Origin of the sequence: Microbulbifer sp., from assembly GCF_051659245.1 — a bacterium.
Classification (GTDB): domain Bacteria; phylum Pseudomonadota; class Gammaproteobacteria; order Pseudomonadales; family Cellvibrionaceae; genus Microbulbifer.
The window spans coordinates 18,602-38,313 of record NZ_JBOFOC010000117.1; the positions used below are offsets into that span (position 1 = coordinate 18,602).

General features: G+C 62.4%; 18 protein-coding genes. 16 read left to right on the forward strand and 2 right to left on the reverse strand.

Annotated elements, in window-relative coordinates; translation table 11 throughout:
- Positions 1-12: 12 nt before the first annotated feature.
- Genes lepB through acpS form a run of 6 tightly spaced genes read left to right on the forward strand, consistent with a single transcriptional unit; the run spans position 13 to position 4,144 of the window.
- The gene (gene lepB, locus ACRC0P_RS12475) at positions 13-792 is read left to right on the forward strand and encodes a signal peptidase I (RefSeq protein ID WP_438631368.1); all 780 of its coding nucleotides are present in this window, start codon (positions 13-15) and stop codon (positions 790-792) included.
- Between the two features lie 30 nt (positions 793-822).
- The gene (locus ACRC0P_RS12480; protein WP_438631370.1) at positions 823-1,263 is read left to right on the forward strand and encodes a DUF4845 domain-containing protein; all 441 of its coding nucleotides are present in this window, start codon (positions 823-825) and stop codon (positions 1,261-1,263) included.
- Positions 1,256-1,978: a ribonuclease III gene (gene rnc / locus ACRC0P_RS12485; protein ID WP_438631372.1), complete on the forward strand. Its 723-nt coding sequence runs from the start codon at positions 1,256-1,258 to the stop codon at positions 1,976-1,978. Before ACRC0P_RS12480 ends, rnc begins: the two co-directional genes overlap by 8 nt.
- Positions 1,975-2,964 carry a GTPase Era gene (gene era / locus ACRC0P_RS12490; RefSeq protein ID WP_438631374.1) on the forward strand — a complete coding sequence of 330 codons (990 nt, stop codon included), beginning with the start codon at positions 1,975-1,977 and terminating at the stop codon, positions 2,962-2,964. Before rnc ends, era begins: the two co-directional genes overlap by 4 nt.
- 51 nt (positions 2,965-3,015) lie before the next feature.
- Positions 3,016-3,768: a DNA repair protein RecO gene (gene recO / locus ACRC0P_RS12495; RefSeq protein ID WP_438631376.1), complete on the forward strand. Its 753-nt coding sequence runs from the start codon at positions 3,016-3,018 to the stop codon at positions 3,766-3,768.
- Positions 3,758-4,144, forward strand: coding sequence for a holo-ACP synthase (gene acpS, locus ACRC0P_RS12500; protein WP_438631378.1), 387 nt, complete (start codon positions 3,758-3,760; stop codon positions 4,142-4,144). The genes recO and acpS overlap by 11 nt, the downstream gene beginning before the upstream one ends.
- Before the next feature lie 187 nt (positions 4,145-4,331).
- Here the strand turns inward: acpS and ACRC0P_RS12505 are convergent, their stop codons facing one another.
- A complete protein-coding gene (locus tag ACRC0P_RS12505; protein ID WP_438631380.1) occupies positions 4,332-7,181 on the reverse strand; it encodes a response regulator in 2,850 nt (949 codons plus the stop codon).
- A 155-nt stretch (positions 7,182-7,336) separates the two neighbouring features.
- Between ACRC0P_RS12505 and cysM the strand changes: the two genes are divergently transcribed.
- The 3 genes from cysM (at position 7,337) to mazG (ending at position 11,460) form a co-directional block, all read left to right on the forward strand.
- Positions 7,337-8,227 carry a cysteine synthase CysM gene (gene cysM, locus ACRC0P_RS12510; RefSeq protein ID WP_438631382.1) on the forward strand — a complete coding sequence of 297 codons (891 nt, stop codon included), beginning with the start codon at positions 7,337-7,339 and terminating at the stop codon, positions 8,225-8,227.
- A gap of 12 nt (positions 8,228-8,239) precedes the next feature.
- Complete coding sequence (gene relA, locus ACRC0P_RS12515; protein WP_438631384.1) at positions 8,240-10,495, forward strand: GTP diphosphokinase; 2,256 nt, start codon at positions 8,240-8,242, stop codon at positions 10,493-10,495.
- 152 nt (positions 10,496-10,647) lie between these two features.
- Positions 10,648-11,460: a nucleoside triphosphate pyrophosphohydrolase gene (gene mazG / locus ACRC0P_RS12520; protein WP_438631386.1), complete on the forward strand. Its 813-nt coding sequence runs from the start codon at positions 10,648-10,650 to the stop codon at positions 11,458-11,460.
- A 51-nt stretch (positions 11,461-11,511) separates the two neighbouring features.
- Here mazG and ACRC0P_RS12525 read toward each other — a convergent pair whose 3' ends face one another.
- Complete coding sequence (locus ACRC0P_RS12525) at positions 11,512-12,516, reverse strand: 2-hydroxyacid dehydrogenase (RefSeq protein ID WP_438631388.1); 1,005 nt, start codon at positions 12,514-12,516, stop codon at positions 11,512-11,514.
- A 420-nt stretch (positions 12,517-12,936) separates the two neighbouring features.
- On the opposite strand from ACRC0P_RS12525, the gene adk reads away from it, so the two are divergent.
- The 7 genes from adk to ACRC0P_RS12560 all read left to right on the forward strand — a co-directional run bounded on the left by adk (position 12,937) and on the right by ACRC0P_RS12560 (position 19,583).
- On the forward strand, positions 12,937-13,605 hold the full coding sequence (gene adk / locus ACRC0P_RS12530) for an adenylate kinase (RefSeq protein ID WP_438631390.1): 669 nt from the start codon (positions 12,937-12,939) through the stop codon (positions 13,603-13,605).
- Between the two features lie 86 nt (positions 13,606-13,691).
- A complete protein-coding gene (hemH, locus tag ACRC0P_RS12535; RefSeq protein ID WP_438631392.1) occupies positions 13,692-14,693 on the forward strand; it encodes a ferrochelatase in 1,002 nt (333 codons plus the stop codon).
- Positions 14,694-15,090: 397 nt separating this feature from the next.
- Complete coding sequence (locus ACRC0P_RS12540) at positions 15,091-15,753, forward strand: hypothetical protein (RefSeq protein ID WP_438631394.1); 663 nt, start codon at positions 15,091-15,093, stop codon at positions 15,751-15,753.
- A 259-nt stretch (positions 15,754-16,012) separates the two neighbouring features.
- Positions 16,013-16,714: a tRNA (adenosine(37)-N6)-threonylcarbamoyltransferase complex dimerization subunit type 1 TsaB gene (gene tsaB, locus ACRC0P_RS12545; protein WP_438631396.1), complete on the forward strand. Its 702-nt coding sequence runs from the start codon at positions 16,013-16,015 to the stop codon at positions 16,712-16,714.
- 10 nt (positions 16,715-16,724) lie between these two features.
- Complete coding sequence (locus tag ACRC0P_RS12550) at positions 16,725-17,522, forward strand: undecaprenyl-diphosphate phosphatase (RefSeq protein WP_438631398.1); 798 nt, start codon at positions 16,725-16,727, stop codon at positions 17,520-17,522.
- Between the two features lie 6 nt (positions 17,523-17,528).
- Positions 17,529-18,410: an NAD(P)-dependent oxidoreductase gene (locus ACRC0P_RS12555; protein WP_438631400.1), complete on the forward strand. Its 882-nt coding sequence runs from the start codon at positions 17,529-17,531 to the stop codon at positions 18,408-18,410.
- A gap of 69 nt (positions 18,411-18,479) precedes the next feature.
- A complete protein-coding gene (locus tag ACRC0P_RS12560; RefSeq protein ID WP_438631402.1) occupies positions 18,480-19,583 on the forward strand; it encodes a tRNA-queuosine alpha-mannosyltransferase domain-containing protein in 1,104 nt (367 codons plus the stop codon).
- Positions 19,584-19,712: the final 129 nt, after the last annotated feature.

Consider the following 19,712-nt stretch of genomic DNA (forward strand, 5'->3'; position numbering starts at 1 on the left):
TTTGAGACCGATATGGATATTAATTTTCCACTTATCCTGCTCTGGCTGGTGGTGATCACCGGTGCTATCTGGCTGTTCGACAGCCTGTTCCTGGCCCATCGCCGCAAGCAGAAGCGGGGTGAGGGCAGGGGCCAGGCCGCCGCGGAACCGGTAGTGGTGGAGTATGCCAAGTCCTTCTTCCCGGTGCTGGCGATCGTCTTTGTGCTGCGCTCCTTCCTGGTGGAGCCCTTCCAGATCCCCTCCGCGTCCATGTGGCCCACCCTGGAGGTCGGGGATTTTATCCTGGTGAACAAATACGCCTACGGCCTGCGCCTGCCGGTATCGCGCACCAAGGTGGTGGATATCGGCGAGCCCCAGCGCGGCGATGTGATGGTGTTCTTCCCGCCGCATATGAACGACACCTACTTTATCAAGCGGGTGATCGGGCTGCCGGGGGATAAAGTTCGTATCGAAAACAATGTGCTGTACATCAATGGCGAACGCGCACCCCAGGAATTGATTCAGGCGCTGCCGCCGGGCGATCCGGAACAGGAGGTGCTGTGGGAGGAGATCTACGGTCGCCGCCACCTGATGGCCAAGCACATTCCCGCCAGCCCCTACAGTAACTATCGCGGCGTGGTGCCGGAAGGGCACTACCTGATGATAGGCGACAACCGCGACAACAGCCTGGACGGCCGCGCCTGGGGCTTCGTGCCGGAGCGCGACGTGGTGGGCAAGGCCTTTGCCATCTGGATGCACTGGGACAAACTGCTGAGCCTGCCCAGCTTTAGCCGGGTGGGCAGCATCGAGTAAAAACCGACAATAAAAATCGAGGGCAAATCCATGGGTGGGTATGACTTTTCTTCCCTTCGCAACCAGCGCGGCATGAGCTACTGGGGCTGGCTGCTGGTAGTGGTGGTATTCGGCTTTATTCTGACCTGTGTATCGAAAATGGGGCCGGCCTATATCGACGCCTACTACGTCGATGAGGGGCTCAGGAAGCTGGCGGAAAACGCCGAGCTCAGGGATATGAGCCGGGGCGATATCAAAAAAGAGCTGGATCGCTTTTTCCGGATCAACAACGTGCGCGGTAAACCCACTAAGGCGGTAAAGATTGTTCGCGGCGCCGACAGTATGCTGGTGAGTGTCGACTACGAACTGCGCCAGCCGCTGATCTACAACGTCGACGTAGTGATGAAATTCGACAAGCAGCTCAACACGGCCAAGCCGGAACTCTGCTGCAAGCCGCTGGTAGACCTGGAGCAATTCAGTAAACGTGACTGACCTTTCACTCGAGCGCCTGTGCAAACGGCTCGGCCATACCTTTGAGCGCCGGGACCTGCTGGAACTGGCGCTGACCCACCGATCCCACGGCAGCCGCAACAACGAGCGGCTGGAATTCCTCGGCGACTCCATTCTCGGTTTCACTATCGGCGCCGCCCTGTTCGAACAGTTTCCCAGCGGCCGCGAAGGCCAGCTCAGCCGCCTGCGTGCGCAGCTGGTGAGCGGGGAGACCCTGGCTCAACTGGCGCGGGAGATGGAGCTGGGCGATTGCCTGCGACTGGGGGAGGGAGAGATGAAAAGCGGCGGCCGCCGCCGCGCCTCGATACTCGCCGACGCCGTGGAAGCGCTGATCGGCGCCATCTACCTGGACGCCGGCCTGGAAGCCGCGCGCGAGCGGGTGCTGGCTTGGTTCGCCCCGCGGCTGCAGCGCCTGTCCCTGGAGACCGCTAAAGACCCAAAGACACAGTTGCAGGAATGGCTGCAGGCGCGCGGGCGCCCGCTGCCGGAGTACACAGTGGCGGATATTGCCGGCGCCGAGCACGCCCAGCGCTTTGTCGTGGAGTGCAAGGTGAGCGGCCTGAGCAAACCGGTGCGCGGCGAGGCCGGCAGCCGTCGCATGGCGGAAAAAGCCGCGGCCACAGAAGCCTATAATCGTCTGACAAACGGGACCCGGGACCATCGGGACCCGGGACCCGGGAAGGAGGGCTCCGAATGAGCAAAAAGAGTGGGAAGACTTCCGGCGCCCGGTCGCGGGCAGGGGAGGGTGGCGGGTCGCAGGATTCCGCCGCGCCCGAGTCCCGGGTCCCGGGTCCCGAGTCCCGGTGTGGCTATGTCGCCATCGTCGGCCGCCCCAACGTGGGCAAGTCCACCCTGCTGAACCACCTGTTGGGCCAGAAGCTGGCGATCACCTCGCGCAAGCCGCAGACCACCCGACACAATATGCTGGGAATCAAGACCGAGGGGCCGAACCAGATCATATTCGTCGACACTCCGGGCCTGCACGCCGATGCGGACAAAGCCATCAACCGCTATATGAACCGCGCCGCGGCGAGCGCCGCGCGGGATGTGGACGTGGTGGTGTTCGTGGTGGAGCGCACCCGATGGACCGAGGGGGACCAACTGGTGGCGGACAGGCTGCGGGGCCTCAAGACCCCGCTGGTGATCGCCGTCAACAAGGTGGACCAGTTGGAAGACAAGGGCGAACTGCTGCCGCAGCTGCAGGCCCTGGCGGAACAGCATCCGCGGGCGGAAATTGTGCCCATCTCCGCCCTGCGCGGCACCAACCTGGACGCGCTGGAAAAAGTGATTATGCAGCACCTGCCCAAGGGCCGGCACTTCTTTCCCGAGGACCAGATTACCGACCGCAGTTCGCGCTTTCTCGCCGCGGAAATCGTGCGCGAGAAAGTCATGCGTCAGTTGGGAGCGGAAATTCCCTACCAGGTCACGGTGGAAGTGGAGGAGTTTGCCCAGGAGGGTAAAATCCTGCATATCAGCGCCGCGATACTTGTGGAGCGCGCCGGGCAGAAACGCATTATTATCGGCAACAAGGGCGAGCGCATAAAACAGATCGGCAGCCAGGCGCGCCAGGACATGGAGCAGCTGTTCGACAGCAAGGTGATGCTCAATCTTTGGGTGAAAGTTAAATCTGGCTGGTCCGACGACGAGCGCGCCCTGCGCAGCCTGGGTTACAAAGACGACTGACCGGAGTGCGGGGATCCGCGCTGCGCGATTGATTCCCGACTTCGAAAAGACATGAGACACCAGCCGCTGCAACCCGCCTACATCCTCCACTCCCGACCCTACCGGGATTCCAGCCTGATCCTGGAGCTGCTCACCCCGGAATTCGGCCGCATCGGCTGTGTGGCCCGCGGCGCACGGCGGGACAAACAGCGCCGGCGGCAGTCGCTGCAGCCTTTTGCTCCGCTACTCGTTTCCCTGCTGGGCCGCGGCGGACTGAAAACCCTGGGCCCGGTGGAGAGCGCCGGCAGCGCGGTCTGGCTCCGCGGGAGGGCAGTTTACGCGGGGCTCTATGCCAACGAGTTGCTGGTGCGCCTTCTGGCGGTGGGGGAGGCCCAGTACGGGATTTTCGCCTGCTATCAGACCCTGTTGCAGGGGCTGGCGGAAGTGGGTGGGGAAAGTGCGGAGCAGCTGGAATCGCCTTTGCGGCGTTTCGAATTGCAGCTGTTATACGAACTCGGCAGCTGCCCGCAGCTGGATTACTGTGCCCACAGCCAGGAAGCGGTTACTGCCGAGGGCAATTACCGGCTGGAAAATGAAACCGGCTTTGTGCCGGTTTTCCGGCGGGGCGGCCGCCAGGCGGTGGGTGAATTTTCCGGCGCGGATCTGCAGGCCCTGGAGCGGGCCCGGCACAGTGGTGAATTCGACCAAGCGCTGCTGGCGTCGGCGAAGCGGCTGACCCGGTTGTTGTTGGCTCCCCTGCTCGGGGAAAAACCGCTGCAGAGCCGCGAATTGTTCAAACAGGTCTACAAAAGCGATGATCGTTAGTATCGGCACGGATATCTGCAGTCTGACCCGCATAGAGGCCGCCTGGCGCCGCTTTGGCGACCGTTTCGTGGAGCGGGTGCTGTCGCCGGGGGAGCGGGAGGCCTTTGCCGCACTGGCGATCCCCAACCGCGCCGCCTACCTGTGCAAGCGCTTCGCCGCCAAGGAGGCGCTGGGCAAGGCGCTGGGCACAGGAATCGGCGCGGGTATTTCCTGGCAGCATATCGAAGTGCGCCGGCGACGGGGTGAGGCGCCGCAGGTGATCCTGAGCGGGGAGGCGCAGGCGCGCGCGGAGCAGATGGGAGTGACCGGGATTCACCTGACCCTGTCCGACGAAAAGGACTTTGCCCTGGCGTTTGTGGTTTTCGAGAACGGGTAGCCTGGGAGCGCCGAGCTCCAGCTCGGCAAGCGGGCCACAGGCTCGCCCCACCGTACTTTCCTTGTTCCGGGACAGGAACGTCATGCCGGACCCGATCCGGTACCGGAACCCGGACGCTATCAGACTGGATACCGGCCTGCGCCGGTATGACGAGTCAATAAGAAATGGATTTGAAATCGCAGAGTGTCTACGTCTGCGCCTCCCTCGCCACCAAACCGAACAGCGCGTCCAGATCCTGCTCCAGGCTCCAGTCGCGGAGTGTTCGGATTTCACGCGCCGTGGCCTCCAGGCTCCGCTCGTCGATCTCCGCCTCTTCCTTCTCCTGCAGCGGGCGCAGCTGCTGCTGCAACCTCGCGGTGGCCTCGCGCAGCCTCGGCACGCCGCAATAGCAGCAGGCGCCGTGCAGACGGTGTACCAGCTCGAACAAACCCTTGTGATCCCCCTCGGCCTGCAGGCGGTTCAATTCCTGCTCGTCGGCGATCAGCCCGTCGAGCAGCATCTGCAGCATGTCGCGGGCCAGTTTGGGGTCGTTGTTGCTGAGGCCCAGGCTCTCGCCGATATCCACCGGGCGGGGGCTTCGCTCGCTTCCCGGTGCGGGCATCGCCGGTGCCAGGATTTTCATCCAGCGCTTGATCATATGGTTGAGCTGCGCCTCGCTGACAGGCTTGCTGAGGTAGTCGTCCATTCCCGCGGAGAGCAGACGGGCCTTTTCCTCGGCGCCGGCGTGGGCGGTGAGCGCGATGATCGGGATGCGCTTATCGGGATTCCCCTGGCTTTTTTCCTCTTCGCGAATCCGGCGGGTGGCTGCGATGCCGTCCATATCCGGCATCTGGATATCCATAAAGATCAGGTCGAATTCCCGCTGTCGCCAGAGTTGTAACGCTTCTTCGCCACTCGCCGCCACGGTGGCGTCCACGCCCTGGGCGCGCAGCAGTTCCCCTACCAGCAAGCGGTTGGCGCGGTGGTCGTCCACCGCCAGCACCCGCGGCGCGGCGGACCAGGGCAGGGCTGGGTAGCTGCCGGTGATGCGCGGGGCCTGCCCCGATTGCGGCGCGGCGCGGCGCAGGGCGCGCAGCAGGTTGTCGCGGGTTACCGGCTTGCGCAGGAAAGTGAGCACCCGGGTGCGCAACTGTTCGTAGCAGCGGCGCAGTTCCACCGGTGAACCCTGCAGAATGACCCGGCATTGGTAGGTATCCACCAACTGCTGCACCGTGCCCACGAACCGTTCGAAATCGCCACCGGCGATGGCGGTGTCGATGATTACCGCATCCGGCTGCGAGTCGTGGCGCCACATCTGCTCCACCGCCGGCTGCAGGGTTTTGGTGTCCGCCAGTTCCACCGCTTCCACCTGCCAGTGCCTGAGCAGCTGCGCCACCTGCATGCGGGTCATATTGTTGGGGTCTGCGACCAGCAGGCGGGCGCCGGGAAACTGGTCGCGCACCGGCGCGGCGCGGTTGCGCTCCAGCAGCAGGGGCAGGTGCACCCAGAAGGTCGAGCCCCCGTCGGCGGTTTCGTCGATACCGATACTGCCGCGCATGCGCTGGATCAGGCTGCGCGCGATCGCCAGGCCCAGGCCGCTGCTGCTGATCTGCTGGCTGTGTCGCTGGCTGTGTCGCTGGGTGCTGTGCTCCACCAACTGACGCAGTTCCCGGCGGCCCTGTTCGTCGATGCGATTGCCGAGGTCGGTGACGCTGATGCGCACCATCAGTTCCGACTCCCTGGCGCTCTGTATACTGACGCGCACCGGGATATCGCCGTTCTCGGAACTGCGCACCGCGCTGCCCACCAGGTTGGTGAGTATCTGCTTGATGCGCAACGGGTCGCCGATCAGGGTAGTGGGCAGTTGGTTGTCGATCAGTGGTACCAGTTCCAACTGATGTTCATAGGCGAAGGGCGCAAGTATCTGCAGGGTTTCCTCCAGCAGTTGCCCGAGGTCCATGGGGATATGGTCGAGCACCAGGTTGCCGGACTCGATGCGCGAGAAGTCCAGGATATCGTTGATGGTGGTAAGCAGGCTTTCCGACGAGCGCAGGATGGTCTGCAGGTAGTCCTGCTGCAATTCGTCCACATCGGTTTTCAAGAGCAGGTTGGTAAATCCGATGATTCCGTTCAGCGGTGTGCGGATCTCGTGGCTGGTATTGGCGAGAAAAGTGGATTTTACCTGGCTGGCTTCCAGCGCTTTCTTGCGCGCCAGGTCCAGTTCGATATTTTGCTCTTCCATGCTGTCCAGGGATTGTCGGAGGTCTTCCATGGACTGATGCAGGCTGGATTTGTAATCCCGCTGGTGGTTGGCGAGGTTCGCCGTCATCTCGTTGACCTGCTCCGCCAGTTGGTATAGCTCGCGGTTGTAGCTCTCGCTGGCGCGGGCGGCGAAGCGGCCGTCGCCGATAGCCGAGAGTGTCTCCCGCAGCCGCCCCAGGGAGCGGGCGAAGCGCTCGGACAGGAACACCGACCACATCAGCGATGCCAGGGTGCACACGATCAGTCCCAGCAGCAGTACCACCACCACCTGATAGGTGCCGACGACAAAATAGGGGCGGTGCAGTTCGATGCTCAGCCAGCAACTGAGCGGATCTCCCTCCAGGGGCTGCAGCACCTGAAGGCTGCCGGATTTCTCGTAGATGAAGGGCGCATGGCCATGCAGCTCGGCGGCGCTGACGGTGGCGCGTGGGCGGGGGCCCACGCCGGCCAGCAGCCGCAGTCCGCTGTCGTCGTTCAGGGGGGCTCCCTTGACGTCGTCGGTGGTGTAGATGTGCACCGAGCGCACCATGTCCTTTTCCAGCATCAGCGCCAGCAGGCTCTGGTGCAGCCATTCCTTGCGCAGTTCCGACGGCTGGCTGCCACTCAGCTGGATCAGCGACGCCAGTTGCTCCGCGCTGGCGCGGCCGTGGCTCAACAGTAGCTGGCGGCGCTCGTGAAGCTGCTGCAGGCTGAACAGTATGCCCAGTACCAGGGCCAGCAGCAGTGCCGGCGCCAGGACAAAGCGGAACACGATCGAGCGCAGTGAGCGCAGACGGAGAGGCGGATCCTGTACCATATGGTCCGTTTTCGGTTTTTGGTTCTTCGTTATCAGGCGCCATGATCAGTGATTGATCACCAATGATCAATGTCTCGCCCCTGTTCATTGATAACTGATCACCGATCACTGATCATTGTCTCCCGTTGAGGTTTGAATCTGGAACGCGCATCACCATGGATTACCCCACAATCGCCGATTGCGTAGGCAACACGCCGCTGGTTCGGCTACAGCGTCTGCAGGGCGAGACCAGTAACACCATCCTGCTCAAGCTGGAGGGGAACAATCCGGCCGGTTCGGTCAAGGACCGGCCGGCTCTGTCGATGATCCAGCATGCCGAAGCCCGCGGCCGGATAAAGCCCGGGGACACCCTGATCGAGGCCACCAGCGGCAACACCGGCATCGCCCTGGCCATGGCCGCGGCGATCAAGGGCTATCGCATGGTGCTGATCATGCCGGAGAGCGCCACCGATGAGCGCAAGGCGGCGATGACTGCCTACGGGGCCGAATTGATCCTGGTGACCGCGGAGGAGGGCATGGAGGGCGCTCGGGACCTGGCACTGAAAATGCAGGAGGAAGGGCGTGGCCTGGTGCTGGACCAGTTCGCCAACCAGGACAACCCGCGGGCGCATTTCGAGGGCACCGGTCCGGAGATCTGGCGCCAGACCAACGGCGAGATCACCCACTTCGTCTCTTCTATGGGCACGACCGGCACAATCATGGGCTGTGGCCGCTATTTCAAGCAGCAGAACCCCGCAGTGCAAATCGTCGGCCTGAGGCCCACCGAGGGCTCCAGCATTCCCGGCATCCGCCGTTGGCCGAGCGCCTACCTGCCCAGTATCTTCGCTGCCGAGGAGGTGGATCGGACCCTGGATATCAGCCAGCGGGAAGCGGAGGAAATGACCCGCAAACTGGCCCGGGTCGAAGGCATTTTCTGCGGCGTCTCCTCCGGCGGTGCCGTCGCCGGTGCCCTGCGGGTGTCTGCGGAAGTGGAGCACGCCACCATAGTGGCGATTATCTGTGACCGCGGGGACCGCTACCTGTCTTCCGGTTTGTTCGGCAATTAGTTCGGCAACTAGATGGTTCAAGTAAGAAAACACCACTTCCTGGGCGCTGACAGCGAGCTGGACCTCGAGTCCTGGCTGCGTCATGTGCAGACCCTGGCCAAGCTCGACGGCGGTGCCCTGGTAATCCTGCGCCGGGCCGCGGAACTGAGCGCCGAGGCGGAGAAACGGGCGATCGCCGCGGAGAATATCTGGGTCGAGGGTGCCAGCAGCTTCCGCACCGGCCTGGAGATGGCCGAGATTCTCGCCGACCTGCAGATTGACAGCGAAGCGCTGTGCGCCGCGGTGCTCTACCGCGCAGTGCGGGAAAAGCGCCTGCCGCTGAAAACCGTCGAGGAGGAGTTCGGCAACACGGTGGCCAAGCTGATCCGCGGCGTCCTGCGCATGGCCGCGATTCGCAGCCGTAGCGCCGACACCGGGGGCGAGGGTAAAAGCGCTGCGGTGGAGGAGCACTCGGAGAATATCCGCCGCATGCTGGTGGCGCTGGTGGACGATGTGCGCGTGGCGCTGATCAAGCTGTCCGAGCGCACCTGCGCCATCCGCGCGGCGAAGAATGCCGACCCGGCCAAGCGCCGGCGGGTCGCGAGGGAGGTGGCCGATGTCTACGCGCCGCTGGCCCACCGCCTGGGGATCGGCCATATCAAATGGGAGTTGGAAGATCTTTCGTTCCGCTACCTGGAACCGAGTGATTACAAGCAGATAGCGCGCCTGCTGGACGAGAAGCGCCTGGCGCGGCAGAAATATATCGACCAGGTGCTGGAGTTGCTGCGCAACGAGCTGGCGCGGGCGGATATCCGCGGCGAGGTCTACGGCCGCGCAAAGCACATCTACAGTATCTGGCGCAAAATGCGCCGCAAGAATATCGGCTTCTCCCAGGTATACGATATCCGCGCGGTGCGCATCCTGGTGCCCACGGTGCGCGACTGCTACGCGGTACTGGGCATAGTGCATAACCTGTGGCGCAACATTCCCAACGAGTTCGACGACTATATCGCCTCGCCGAAGGAAAACGGCTACCGCTCCCTGCACACCGCGGTGATCGGTCCGGATCGCAAAGTACTGGAAGTGCAGATCCGCACCTCGGCCATGCACGAGGAGGCGGAGTACGGTGTCTGTGCCCACTGGCGCTACAAGGGTACCGACAGGAAGTCCGGCCAGTTGGAGGGGCAGGACGGTTACGAGCAGAAAATCTCCTGGCTGCGCCAGGTCCTCGACTGGCACGAAGAAGTGGGTGGCAACCCGCTGCAGGACGACCTGCAGTCCAGCGAGATCGATACGCGCATCTATGTGTTCACGCCGGACGGCCACGTGGTGGATCTGCCCCGCGGTGCCACGCCACTGGATTTCGCTTACAAGATCCACACCGAGATCGGCCACCGCTGCCGGGGCGCCAAGGTGGACGGGCGCATAGTGCCGCTCAACCACGAGCTGCAGACCGCCAACCAGGTGGAGATCCTCACCGGCAGGCGCGAGGCCCCCAGCCGCGACTGGCTCTCTTCCGGCATGGGCTACATCACCAGTTCCCGCGCCCGCGCCAAGGTGATCCACTGGTTCAAGCAGCAGGCGCGGGACCAGAATATCGCCGACGGACGCAGTATTCTCGACGGGGAATTCAAGCAGCTGGCATTGAACGATTTCGATTTCGACAAGCTCGCCGGCAAGCTCAATATGCACTCCCTGGACGACCTCTACGCCGCAGTGGGTGCGGGGGACATCGGTGTGGGCCAGGTACTCAACACCGCCCAGCGCATGGTCAGGGTGGACCGGGTGGAGCTATTGCCCTCGCTCACCGCCTCGGTGGCCCGGGGCGAGGGCAAAGCGGACGTGTACATCGATGGTGTCGGCAACCTGATGACCCACATCGCGCGCTGCTGTAACCCGCTCCCCGGCGACGACATCATGGGCTACATCACCCAGGGCCGCGGCGTGTCCATTCATCGCAAGGATTGCGCCAACATGCTGCGCATGCAGTCCGAGGAGTCCGAGCGTGTACTGCTGGTGGAATGGGCGGAAAAGCCGAAGGAATTGTATTCGGTGGAAATCATGATCGAGGCCTACGACCGCCACGGCCTGCTGCGGGATATCACCACTATGCTCGACAGCCAGCGCATCAATATCACCGCCATGCAGACGCGTTCCAACAAGCACAAGCACACGGTGGACATGGTGCTCACCGCAGAGATCCGCAATTTCGAGGAATTGAGCCGCGTATTGCACCGCATCAACCAACTGCCCAACGTGGCTTCGGCACGGCGGCGGATACTGCACTAGTGATGAATGCGGAATGTGGAATATCGGGACCGCGGAGCTCGGGGGCGCCCGCCGCCAGCTCCGCAACGGGCCGCAGGTCCGCGTAGGGTGCGCCGTGCGCACCGAAATTATATTGCGGTGCGCACGGCGCACCCTGCGGAGAAGGAAACACCGTGCAAGAAAAATACACTGTTGAAGACTTGCTGTATTTGATGAAGCAACTGCGCAATCCCGAAGGCGGCTGCCCCTGGGACCTGAAGCAGGATTTTGCCAGCATCGTTCCCTCCACCATCGAGGAGGCCTACGAGGTGGCCGAAGCCATCGAAACGCAGGATTTCGAACACCTGCACGAAGAGCTCGGCGACCTGTTGTTTCAGGTCATCTTCTACGCCCAACTCGGCTGTGAAGCCGGCCATTTCGATTTTTCCCGTATCACTGACACTCTGGTGCGCAAGTTGGTGCGTCGCCACCCGCATGTTTTTCCGGACGGAGAACTCTACGGCGATAACCGCGGCGCGGCGATTGACGAGGCCCGGGTAAAGGAAAACTGGGAGGCCATCAAAGCGGAAGAGCGCCATGCCAAAGGAGAGGCGGGTGTGCTGGACGGCGTCGCCCTCGGCCTGCCGGCACTGACCCGCGCCGGCAAATTGCAAAAGCGCGCCGCGCGCGTGGGGTTCGACTGGCCGGATATCGACGGCGTACTGGAGAAAATAGAGGAAGAAATCGCCGAATTGCGCGAAGCGGTCCGCAGCGGTGACCGCGAGCACAGCCGGGAGGAACTGGGAGACCTGTTGTTCTCCTGCGTCAATGCCGCGCGCCACCTGAAAGTTGATCCGGAAGGCGCGCTGCGCCACTGCAACCGTAAATTCGAGCGACGCTTCGGCGCCGTGGAAACGGAACTGCAATCCCAGGGGCGCCGGCCGGTGGAGGCATCGCTCGATGAACTGGATCAACTCTGGAATCAGGCTAAGAACCGGGAGCGTTGAAGGGGATTTTATCGTGTGGGGTGGATGCGCTGCGCTTATCCACCCCAGCCACTAACCACTAGGGGGCGCAATCAGCTGATTTGAGCAGCTGCCGGTCTCCTCGAACTCCGCCACATTGGCGAGGGTGGTTCTGGCGATATCGGTAATCGCCTCCCGGGTGAAATAGCCCTGGTGGCCGGTGATCAGCACGTTGTTGAAGGTGAGCAGTCGCGCGAACACATCATCGCTCAGCACTGTGTCCGAATGATCCTCGAAGAACAGGCTCTCCTCCTCCTCGTATACATCCAGCCCCAGGTAGCCGATTTTCCCCGATTTCAGCCTGTGGATAGCCGCGGGGGTATCGATTACTGCGCCGCGGGAAGTGTTGATCAGGCAGACGCCGCTTTTCATCGTCGACAGGGCGTGCTCGTCGATCAGGTGATGGGTGTCCGGCAGCAGCGGGCAGTGCAGCGAGATAATATCCGAGTGGCGGCACAGGGTTTCCAGTGACACGTATTCCATCCCCAGGCCGAGGCACTTCTCGTTAACCACCGGATCGGTGCCCAGCAGCCCGCAGCCGAAGCCGCGCATTATACTCGCGAATGCACAGCCGATCCGGCCGGTGCCCACCACACCCACGGTTTTGCCATGCAGGTCGAATCCCATCAGGCCGTTCAGCGAGAAATTGCCCTCATGCACCCGCGCGTGGGCCCGAAGCACCTTGCGAATCAGGCACAGGATCAGCGCCACCGCATGTTCCGCTACCGCATATGGCGAGTAGCCGGGCACGTTGGCCACCACAATGCCCAATTCGTTGGCTGCGCGGATATCCACATGGTTGAAGCCGGAACAGCGCAGCGCAATCATCCTGACGCCCTGGTCGCGCATTTGCTCCAGCAGCGGCTTTTGAATCTGGTCGTTGACAAACACGCAGATCACCGGGCTGGGATTGCACAGGGCCAGGGTGGTGGTATCGAAGTGGGTGTCGACGTAGAGAAGTTCGTGCCCGAGAGTGCGGTTGTAGCGGTCGAAATACCGTTTTTCGTAGGGCTGGGCGTTATAGATGGCAATCTTCATTTAATGATCCCTGGTCATCTCTTGCTCGGAGGTATCAGGGAAAGCATAGTTTGGCATTCTCCGCCGCGGCGTGTCTGTCGGCAGCCGTTCCTTCGCCGGCCATCCACGGCCTGGCCACTTCGGGCCCCGGCCCCGCCATCCCTGGCGGGTCGCAAGGTCGCGCACCGGGCAGTGCCCGGTAAACGCGCGCTGTCCGGTCGGTCGTTGCGGGTATTTGGATTTGTTCACGCCATCCCTGGCGCGGCTGCGACGTGTTTGTTCGAGCCCCGGCCCCGCCATCCCTGGCGGGTCGCAAGGTCGCGCACCGGGCAGTGCCCGGTAAACGCGCGACCTTGCCCTGCTCCGGGTCAGCGTGTAAGGTAGCGCTCTTTTGGCGCGGCGGGCATCGGAACGCCAGCAGAATCTGGAGGCAATCTGACCATGCGAATCATTCTCCTGGGGGCGCCGGGGGCCGGCAAAGGTACTCAGGCCCGCTTTATTACAGAGAAGTTCGGCATTCCGCAGATATCCACCGGCGATATGTTGCGCGCCGCGGTGAAAGAGGGCACTCCATTGGGGCGGCAGGCCAAGGACATCATGGCGGCGGGCAAACTGGTGTCCGACGATCTGATCATCGCCCTGGTCAAGGACCGCATCACCCAGCCGGACTGCGCCAATGGCTTCCTGTTCGACGGCTTCCCGCGCACCATCCCCCAGGCTCAGGCGCTGTTGGATGCGGATGTCGTCATCGATTATGTATTGGAAATTGCCGTGGACGATGAGGAAATCGTCAAGCGCCTGTCCGGTCGCCGTGTGCACGAGGGGTCCGGCCGCGTATACCACGTCGAGTACAATCCGCCCAAGGAAGAGGGTAAAGACGATGTCACCGGCGAACCGCTGGTGCAGCGCGGTGACGACAGCGAGGAGACTGTGCGCAAGCGCCTCGCCGTTTACCACGAGCAGACCGAACCGCTGGTGGGCTTTTACCGCGAGTTGGCCGAGCGCTCCCCGGAGACGGCACCCGTATATCACAAGGTGATGGGGGTGGGTTCCATGGACGATATTCGCGAAAAGGTACTTGAAGCCCTGACCGGTTCAGAAAACAAGTGACAGAAAACAGATGACAGAAAGCTCCATGCTCATAGAGAATACCGCCGCGCTTTCTGTCTTCTGACCTCTGTCTTCCGGCCTCTGATATGCCCACCGCCGTTATCCTGATGAACCTGGGTACCCCCGCTGAGCCCACCCCCGCAGCAGTGCGGCAGTTCCTGCGTGAGTTTTTGTCCGATCCGAGGGTGGTGGAAATACCCCGCCCGCTGTGGATGGCCATTTTGCACGGCCTGGTACTCCCCCTGCGGCCGCGCCGCATCGCTCCCGCCTACCGGGATATCTGGGATCGCAGCGAGGATGGCGAGCCGGTAGAGGGGTCCCCCATCCTCTACTACACCCGCCGCCAGGCGGAATTGCTACAGGAATATCTGCGTGGCCAGCGCGCGGATATTACCGTCACCCACGCGATGACCTACGGCAAACCGGGGCTGGCGGAAACCGTCGCGCACTTGCGCCGGGAAGGTTTCGGATCATTTCTGGTTTTCCCGCTCTACCCACAGTACTCCGCCACCACCACTGCGGCGGTTTACGACCAGGTGGCGCGCTTGTATCGCAATAACCGGGATATTCCCGATATCACCCTGGTTCGGGATTACTACCGGCACCCTTTATATATCCGAGCCCTGGCCAACTCGGTGCGTGAGCACTGGCGGAAGCGGGGGGCGGCGGAAAAGCTGTTATTGTCATTTCACGGCATCCCCAAGGCGAATATCGCCAAGGGCGACCCCTATTACCGCCAGTGCTGCGATACGGCGGAACACCTGGCTGCGGAGCTGGAACTGGGGGAGGACCGCTGGCAGGTCAGCTTCCAATCCCGCTTCGGCAAGGCGGAGTGGCTACAGCCCTATACCGATAAACAACTGATCGAGTGGGGGCGTCAGGGCGTTTCCAGTGTGGACGTGATCTGCCCGGCATTTTCTGCTGATTGCCTGGAAACCCTCGAGGAAATTTCAGTGGAGAATCGCGCTAATTTTCTCGGCGCCGGTGGTGAGGATTACCGCTATATCCCCGCGCTAAATCTGCGCCGGGATCATATCGAAGTGCTGGCGGCGATTGTTCAGGAAAAACTGCCCGGAAACCGCCAGTAAATTCCCATTTGCCAGCCCAAAATCGGCCGAAAACGAATTTGCGGGCGGATTTGCCAAAAAAAACCCCTTTTTATGTAAAAAAATCCATTTTTTTGCCTTTTTTTCTTGCAAAGCCGGTTTTTTTTATTAACTTTGATACAGCTGCATCGAATTACACGTTGCGGCGACCCTGGAATGACTTTTCCGCTGCCTTCCGGCAGTTTTTTTTCATGGAGAGTCTTCAGAGAGAGAAAACGGCAATACTGCCGGCACACTTTTGAGTTTGCTGAGGCATTTCTTCCACCGAGTGAGGAGATAAGGGATGGCACGAGTAGCGAAAAAGAAAGCGCGGAAACGCCCCGCGAAAGCCAAATCACCGGCAGCGGTATCGCCGGCCATTGACAAGGCGCAAAAGGCTGTGGATTCGGCGGCCAAATCGCTGGATGCGCAGCTGGACCGTGTCGCCAGGGCCCGGGCCCGGGTGCAAAAAAGCGGTACCGCCGCTGCCAGGAAATCTCTGAGCAGCGCGAATGCGAAAGCAAAAGACTTGCGCGCCAAGATGGCCGAGGCCAAGACCGCCCTGGCCAAGGCCAAGGCGATGGACTCGGTACGTGAAGCCGAGGAAGCCGCCAAACAAAAAATAGCCGAGATGACGGAAAAGCTGTCAGCCAAAGCGGAGAAGGATCTGGCCGCAGCGGTAAAAGCCTTTGAGTCCCGCTGGACCAGGGACCGCGCCAAGAAGGACGCGAAGAAAGTAAAGGCGGCGGAGAAAAAAGCCTCGGCCAGGGTAAAGGCCGCTGCCAAGAAAGCCGCGGCTAAAGCCAAGGCCCTGGCTAAGAAGGCCGAGGCCAAAGCCAAGGCGGAGGCCAAGAAGGCCGCCAAGAAAGCGAAGAAAAAGGCCGGCCGTCCGAGGAAGAAAGCCGCAACCAAGGAAACTGCGGCGAAGAAGACCACGGCCCGCCGGGGCCGCCCGCCGAAGAAGGCCGCCCGCCGGGGGCGGCCGCCCAAGAAGACTGCGGCCAAAAAGACCGCCACCAGGAAGAAGGCAGCCCGTCGCGGCCGTCCGCCGAAGCAGCAGTAGTTCAGCGGTCGGCGATAATAGCCCCCGGTATACGGGGGCTCTCTTCTGCAAAGCCCCGGTTGTGGCCGGGGTTTTTTCATTCGGGCAATGGCTCGCCACATCCCCCTGGCTCGGCCTTCGGCCAGCTAAAGCTGCCCAAATCCGTATCCTGCGGATTTGTCCATGGCCCTCACCCTACGTTGTGCAAAACGGATGGCATGACTCATCGGGTGGGACATGACACAATTCGCTCCTCGCAAAGTATTGAGTTGAGAGCGCTGTGAAAATCCTCGCCCTGGACACCACTTCCGGAGCCTGCTCCGTGGCCCTGCACTGTGACGGGCAGACCCGCGAAGAGTTCGTGCAGGCGGAGCGGGATCACACGCGGCGCCTGCTGCCTATGGTGGACCGGGTGCTGGTGGACGCGGGGCTCACACTCGGCCAGTTGGACGCCCTGGCGGTCAGCCGCGGCCCCGGCTCCTTTACCGGGCTGCGTATCGCGATCAGTTGTACCCAGGGACTGGCGTTCGCCGCAGACAAGCCGGTGGTGCCGGTTTCCAGCCTCGCCGCGCTGGCCATGGGGGCCCGGCGGAATCACCCGGAATGGGGCCAGGCGCCGGTTGCCAGCGCATTGGACGCGCGCATGCAGCAGGTTTACTGGGGTGTTTACACGGTGCAGGCTCCGCACGACAGCCTGCTCCCGGAGGCGGTGCAAAACCCCGAAAAGGTGGTACAGCAGTTGAACCGGGCCGACTTGCCGCGACCGCTGTACGCTGCCGGTCCCGGCTGGCACTACGCCGAATTCGCGGAGGCCCCGCTGACGGAAATCGACAGTCGGGCGCAGATCCACGCGCGGGATATTGCTGAACTGGCGCTGTCTCTGTGGCGGAAGGGGGCCGCGGTGGCTGCGGAGGAACTGGAGCCCCTGTACCTGCGCAATGAAGTCAGTTGGCAGAAAAGACAAAAAATCCGTTCGCAGTAGTTAACACCCTATGGAAACCATTCAGATAGTTGTTCTGGCCCTGATCCAGGGCCTTACCGAATTCCTGCCCATTTCCAGCTCCGCTCACCTGATTCTGCCCGCCGAAGTGCTGGGCTGGCCGGACCAGGGGTTGGCATTTGACGTGGCGGTGCACTTCGGCTCGCTGATCGCGGTGCTGGTATATTTTCGTCGCGATGTCTGGGTACTGCTGCGGGACGGTCTGGGTGGGCTGGTGAACAATCGCTACACCGACGAGGGGCGCCTCGCTTGGCTGATCGTGCTGGCCACCATTCCCGCGGGGCTTGCCGGCCTGATTTTCAAGGGGTATATCGAAACCCACTTGCGCTCCGCAGCGGTGATCGCCGCCACCACCATCGGTTTTGGCGTGCTGCTGTGGTGGGCGGATATTCGGGGCAAACGCACTGGGACACTGGCGCAGCTCAATTGGAAGAAAGCCCTGGCGATCGGAATCGCCCAGGCTCTGGCGCTGATCCCCGGCACTTCCCGGTCCGGCATCACCATGATGGCGGGCCTGATGTTGGGTATGAAGCGCGAGGACTCCGCGCGCTTCTCGTTCCTGATGTCGATCCCGGTGATTGCGCTGAGTGCCATGCTGTTGAGTTTCGATTTGCTGTCCCTGGAGGTGGTGCCCTGGGGCGACATACTGCTGGGCACCGTGCTCTCCTGTATCAGTGCCTACTTGTGCATTCATTTCTTCCTGCAATTTATCAGCCGTATCGGCATGGCACCTTTTGCAATCTACCGCCTGCTGCTGGGCGCCGCGTTAATCTGGATGATCTGGGGGTAATTTATTGTGAGAACAGTCGCTTTTATTGGTCTCGGCGTGATGGGTTACCCGATGGCTGGCTACCTGGCCAGGGCGGGCCATTCGGTGCGCGTCTACAACCGTACCGCCAGCCGCGCGCAACAGTGGCTGGCGGATTATTCGGGGGAAGCCTGCGCGACTCCGGAGGAAGCCGCGCGAGATGCCGAGGTGGTGTTCGCCTGTGTGGGCAATGACGATGACCTGCGCCAAGTGGTGGCAGGCGAACAGGGCGCCTTTGCGGGTATGGACAGTGGAACCCTGTTCGTCGACCACACCACCGCTTCCGCCGATGTGGCGCGGGAGCTGGCCGCAATCGGCCGCGAAAAGGGGATCGGCTTTCTGGATGCACCGGTATCCGGCGGCCAGGCGGGCGCCGAAAACGGGGCCCTGACCGTGATGGTGGGTGGCGAAGAGGCCGATTACCAGCGCGCCTATCCTCTGATCGACTGTTACGCGCGCGCGCTCAACCGGCTGGGGCCGGTGGGCAGCGGACAGCTGTGCAAGATGGTCAACCAGATCTGCATCGCCGGCGTGGTCCAGGGGCTTGCCGAGGGTTTGCATTTCGCCAGGGCCGCGGACCTGGACGCGGAGCAGGTGATCGAGGTGATCTCCAAAGGCGCGGCCCAGAGCTGGCAGATGGAGAACCGCTACAAAACCATGCTCGCCAGGGACTACGAACACGGCTTCGCGGTGGACTGGATGCGCAAGGACCTGGCCATCGTCCTCGACGAGGCCCGGCGCAACGGCGCACTGCTGCCGGTCACCGCGCTGGTGGACCAGTTCTACAGCGAGGTGCAGGCCATGGGCGGCGGTCGCTGGGATACCTCCAGCCTGCTGGCGCGACTGACGAATGTGCGTTCCTTCGACTGAATGCCGATATCGATCAATACACCTGTAGGAGCGGGGGGGCGGCCATCCGCTCCTACAGGGGGATAAAGCATGAAAGTCCTGCTGCTTTCCGCCTACGATGCCGACAGCCACAAACGCTGGCGCCGCGGCCTGGTGGCGGCGATTCCGGAATGGCAGTGGACAGTGCTCACACTGCCGCCGCGCTATTTCAGCTGGCGCATCCGCGGCAACAGCCTGAGCTGGGGCAGGGGAGAGGCGGCGGAAACCCTGCGCCGGCCCTGGGACCTGATCGTCGCCACTTCCATGACCGACCTCTCCGCGCTGCGCGGCCTGGTGCCGCAGATCGCGGCGGTGCCCACCGCAGTCTACTTTCACGAAAACCAGTTCGCCTATCCGAGCACTGCGGATGCCTTCACCTCGGTGGAACCGCAGCTGCTGAATATTTACACCGCGCTCAGCGGTGACCTGCTGCTGTTCAATTCCGACTACAACCGCCGCACCCTGCTTGAGGGCGCGGGGGAACTGCTCAGGCGTTTCCCCGATTGTGTGCCCCCGGGCCTCTGCCGGGAGATTGCCGATAAATCCCGGGTGCTGCCGGTACCCTTGGAAACCGAGGTATTCACCAACCCGGGACCGCGGCCGGATAAGCCAACCTTTATCTGGAATCACCGTTGGGAACACGACAAGGGCCCCGATATCCTGCTGGCCGCGTTGCGCCGGTTCGCACAACACCAACGGCCCTTTACCCTGCACCTGGTTGGCCAGCAGTTCCGCCGCCAGCCGGCGGAGTTCGCGAGGATTCGCAAGCTGTTGCAAAAGCACAACGCACTGGGCGCCTGGGGCTATCGCCAGGACGGGGCGGAGTACCGGCGACTGTTGTGGGAGAGCCACGCGGTGCTTTCCACCGCGCGACACGATTTCCAGGGACTGGCGGTGCTGGAAGCCGTGGCCGCCGGCTGCCAGCCCCTGGTACCGGACAGCCTGGCCTATCCAGAGTGGTTCGGGCGCAGCGGCTACCACTTCCCCGAAGACACCGAGTCCTGCGCCGCCAACCTGAGCAGGGCTATGCTCGAGTGCGCGAACCGCATCGGCCGCGGTGAACCCCTGCCGGTGCCGGATGTTTCCAGTCTCAGTTGGCAAAATCTGGCCGCGGATTACCGCAGTTTGCTGGGAGGCCTGATCAACCCCTTGTAGGAGATGTAATAAAGCGGCGAGCCAAGATCTAGCTCAGTAGGAGGTCAGTCCCCTAAACTGGTTGAGTTTTGAAACACAAGGTCGCTAAGCGCCTTAAACCAGAAGGGGACTGACATGAATAACTGTGGC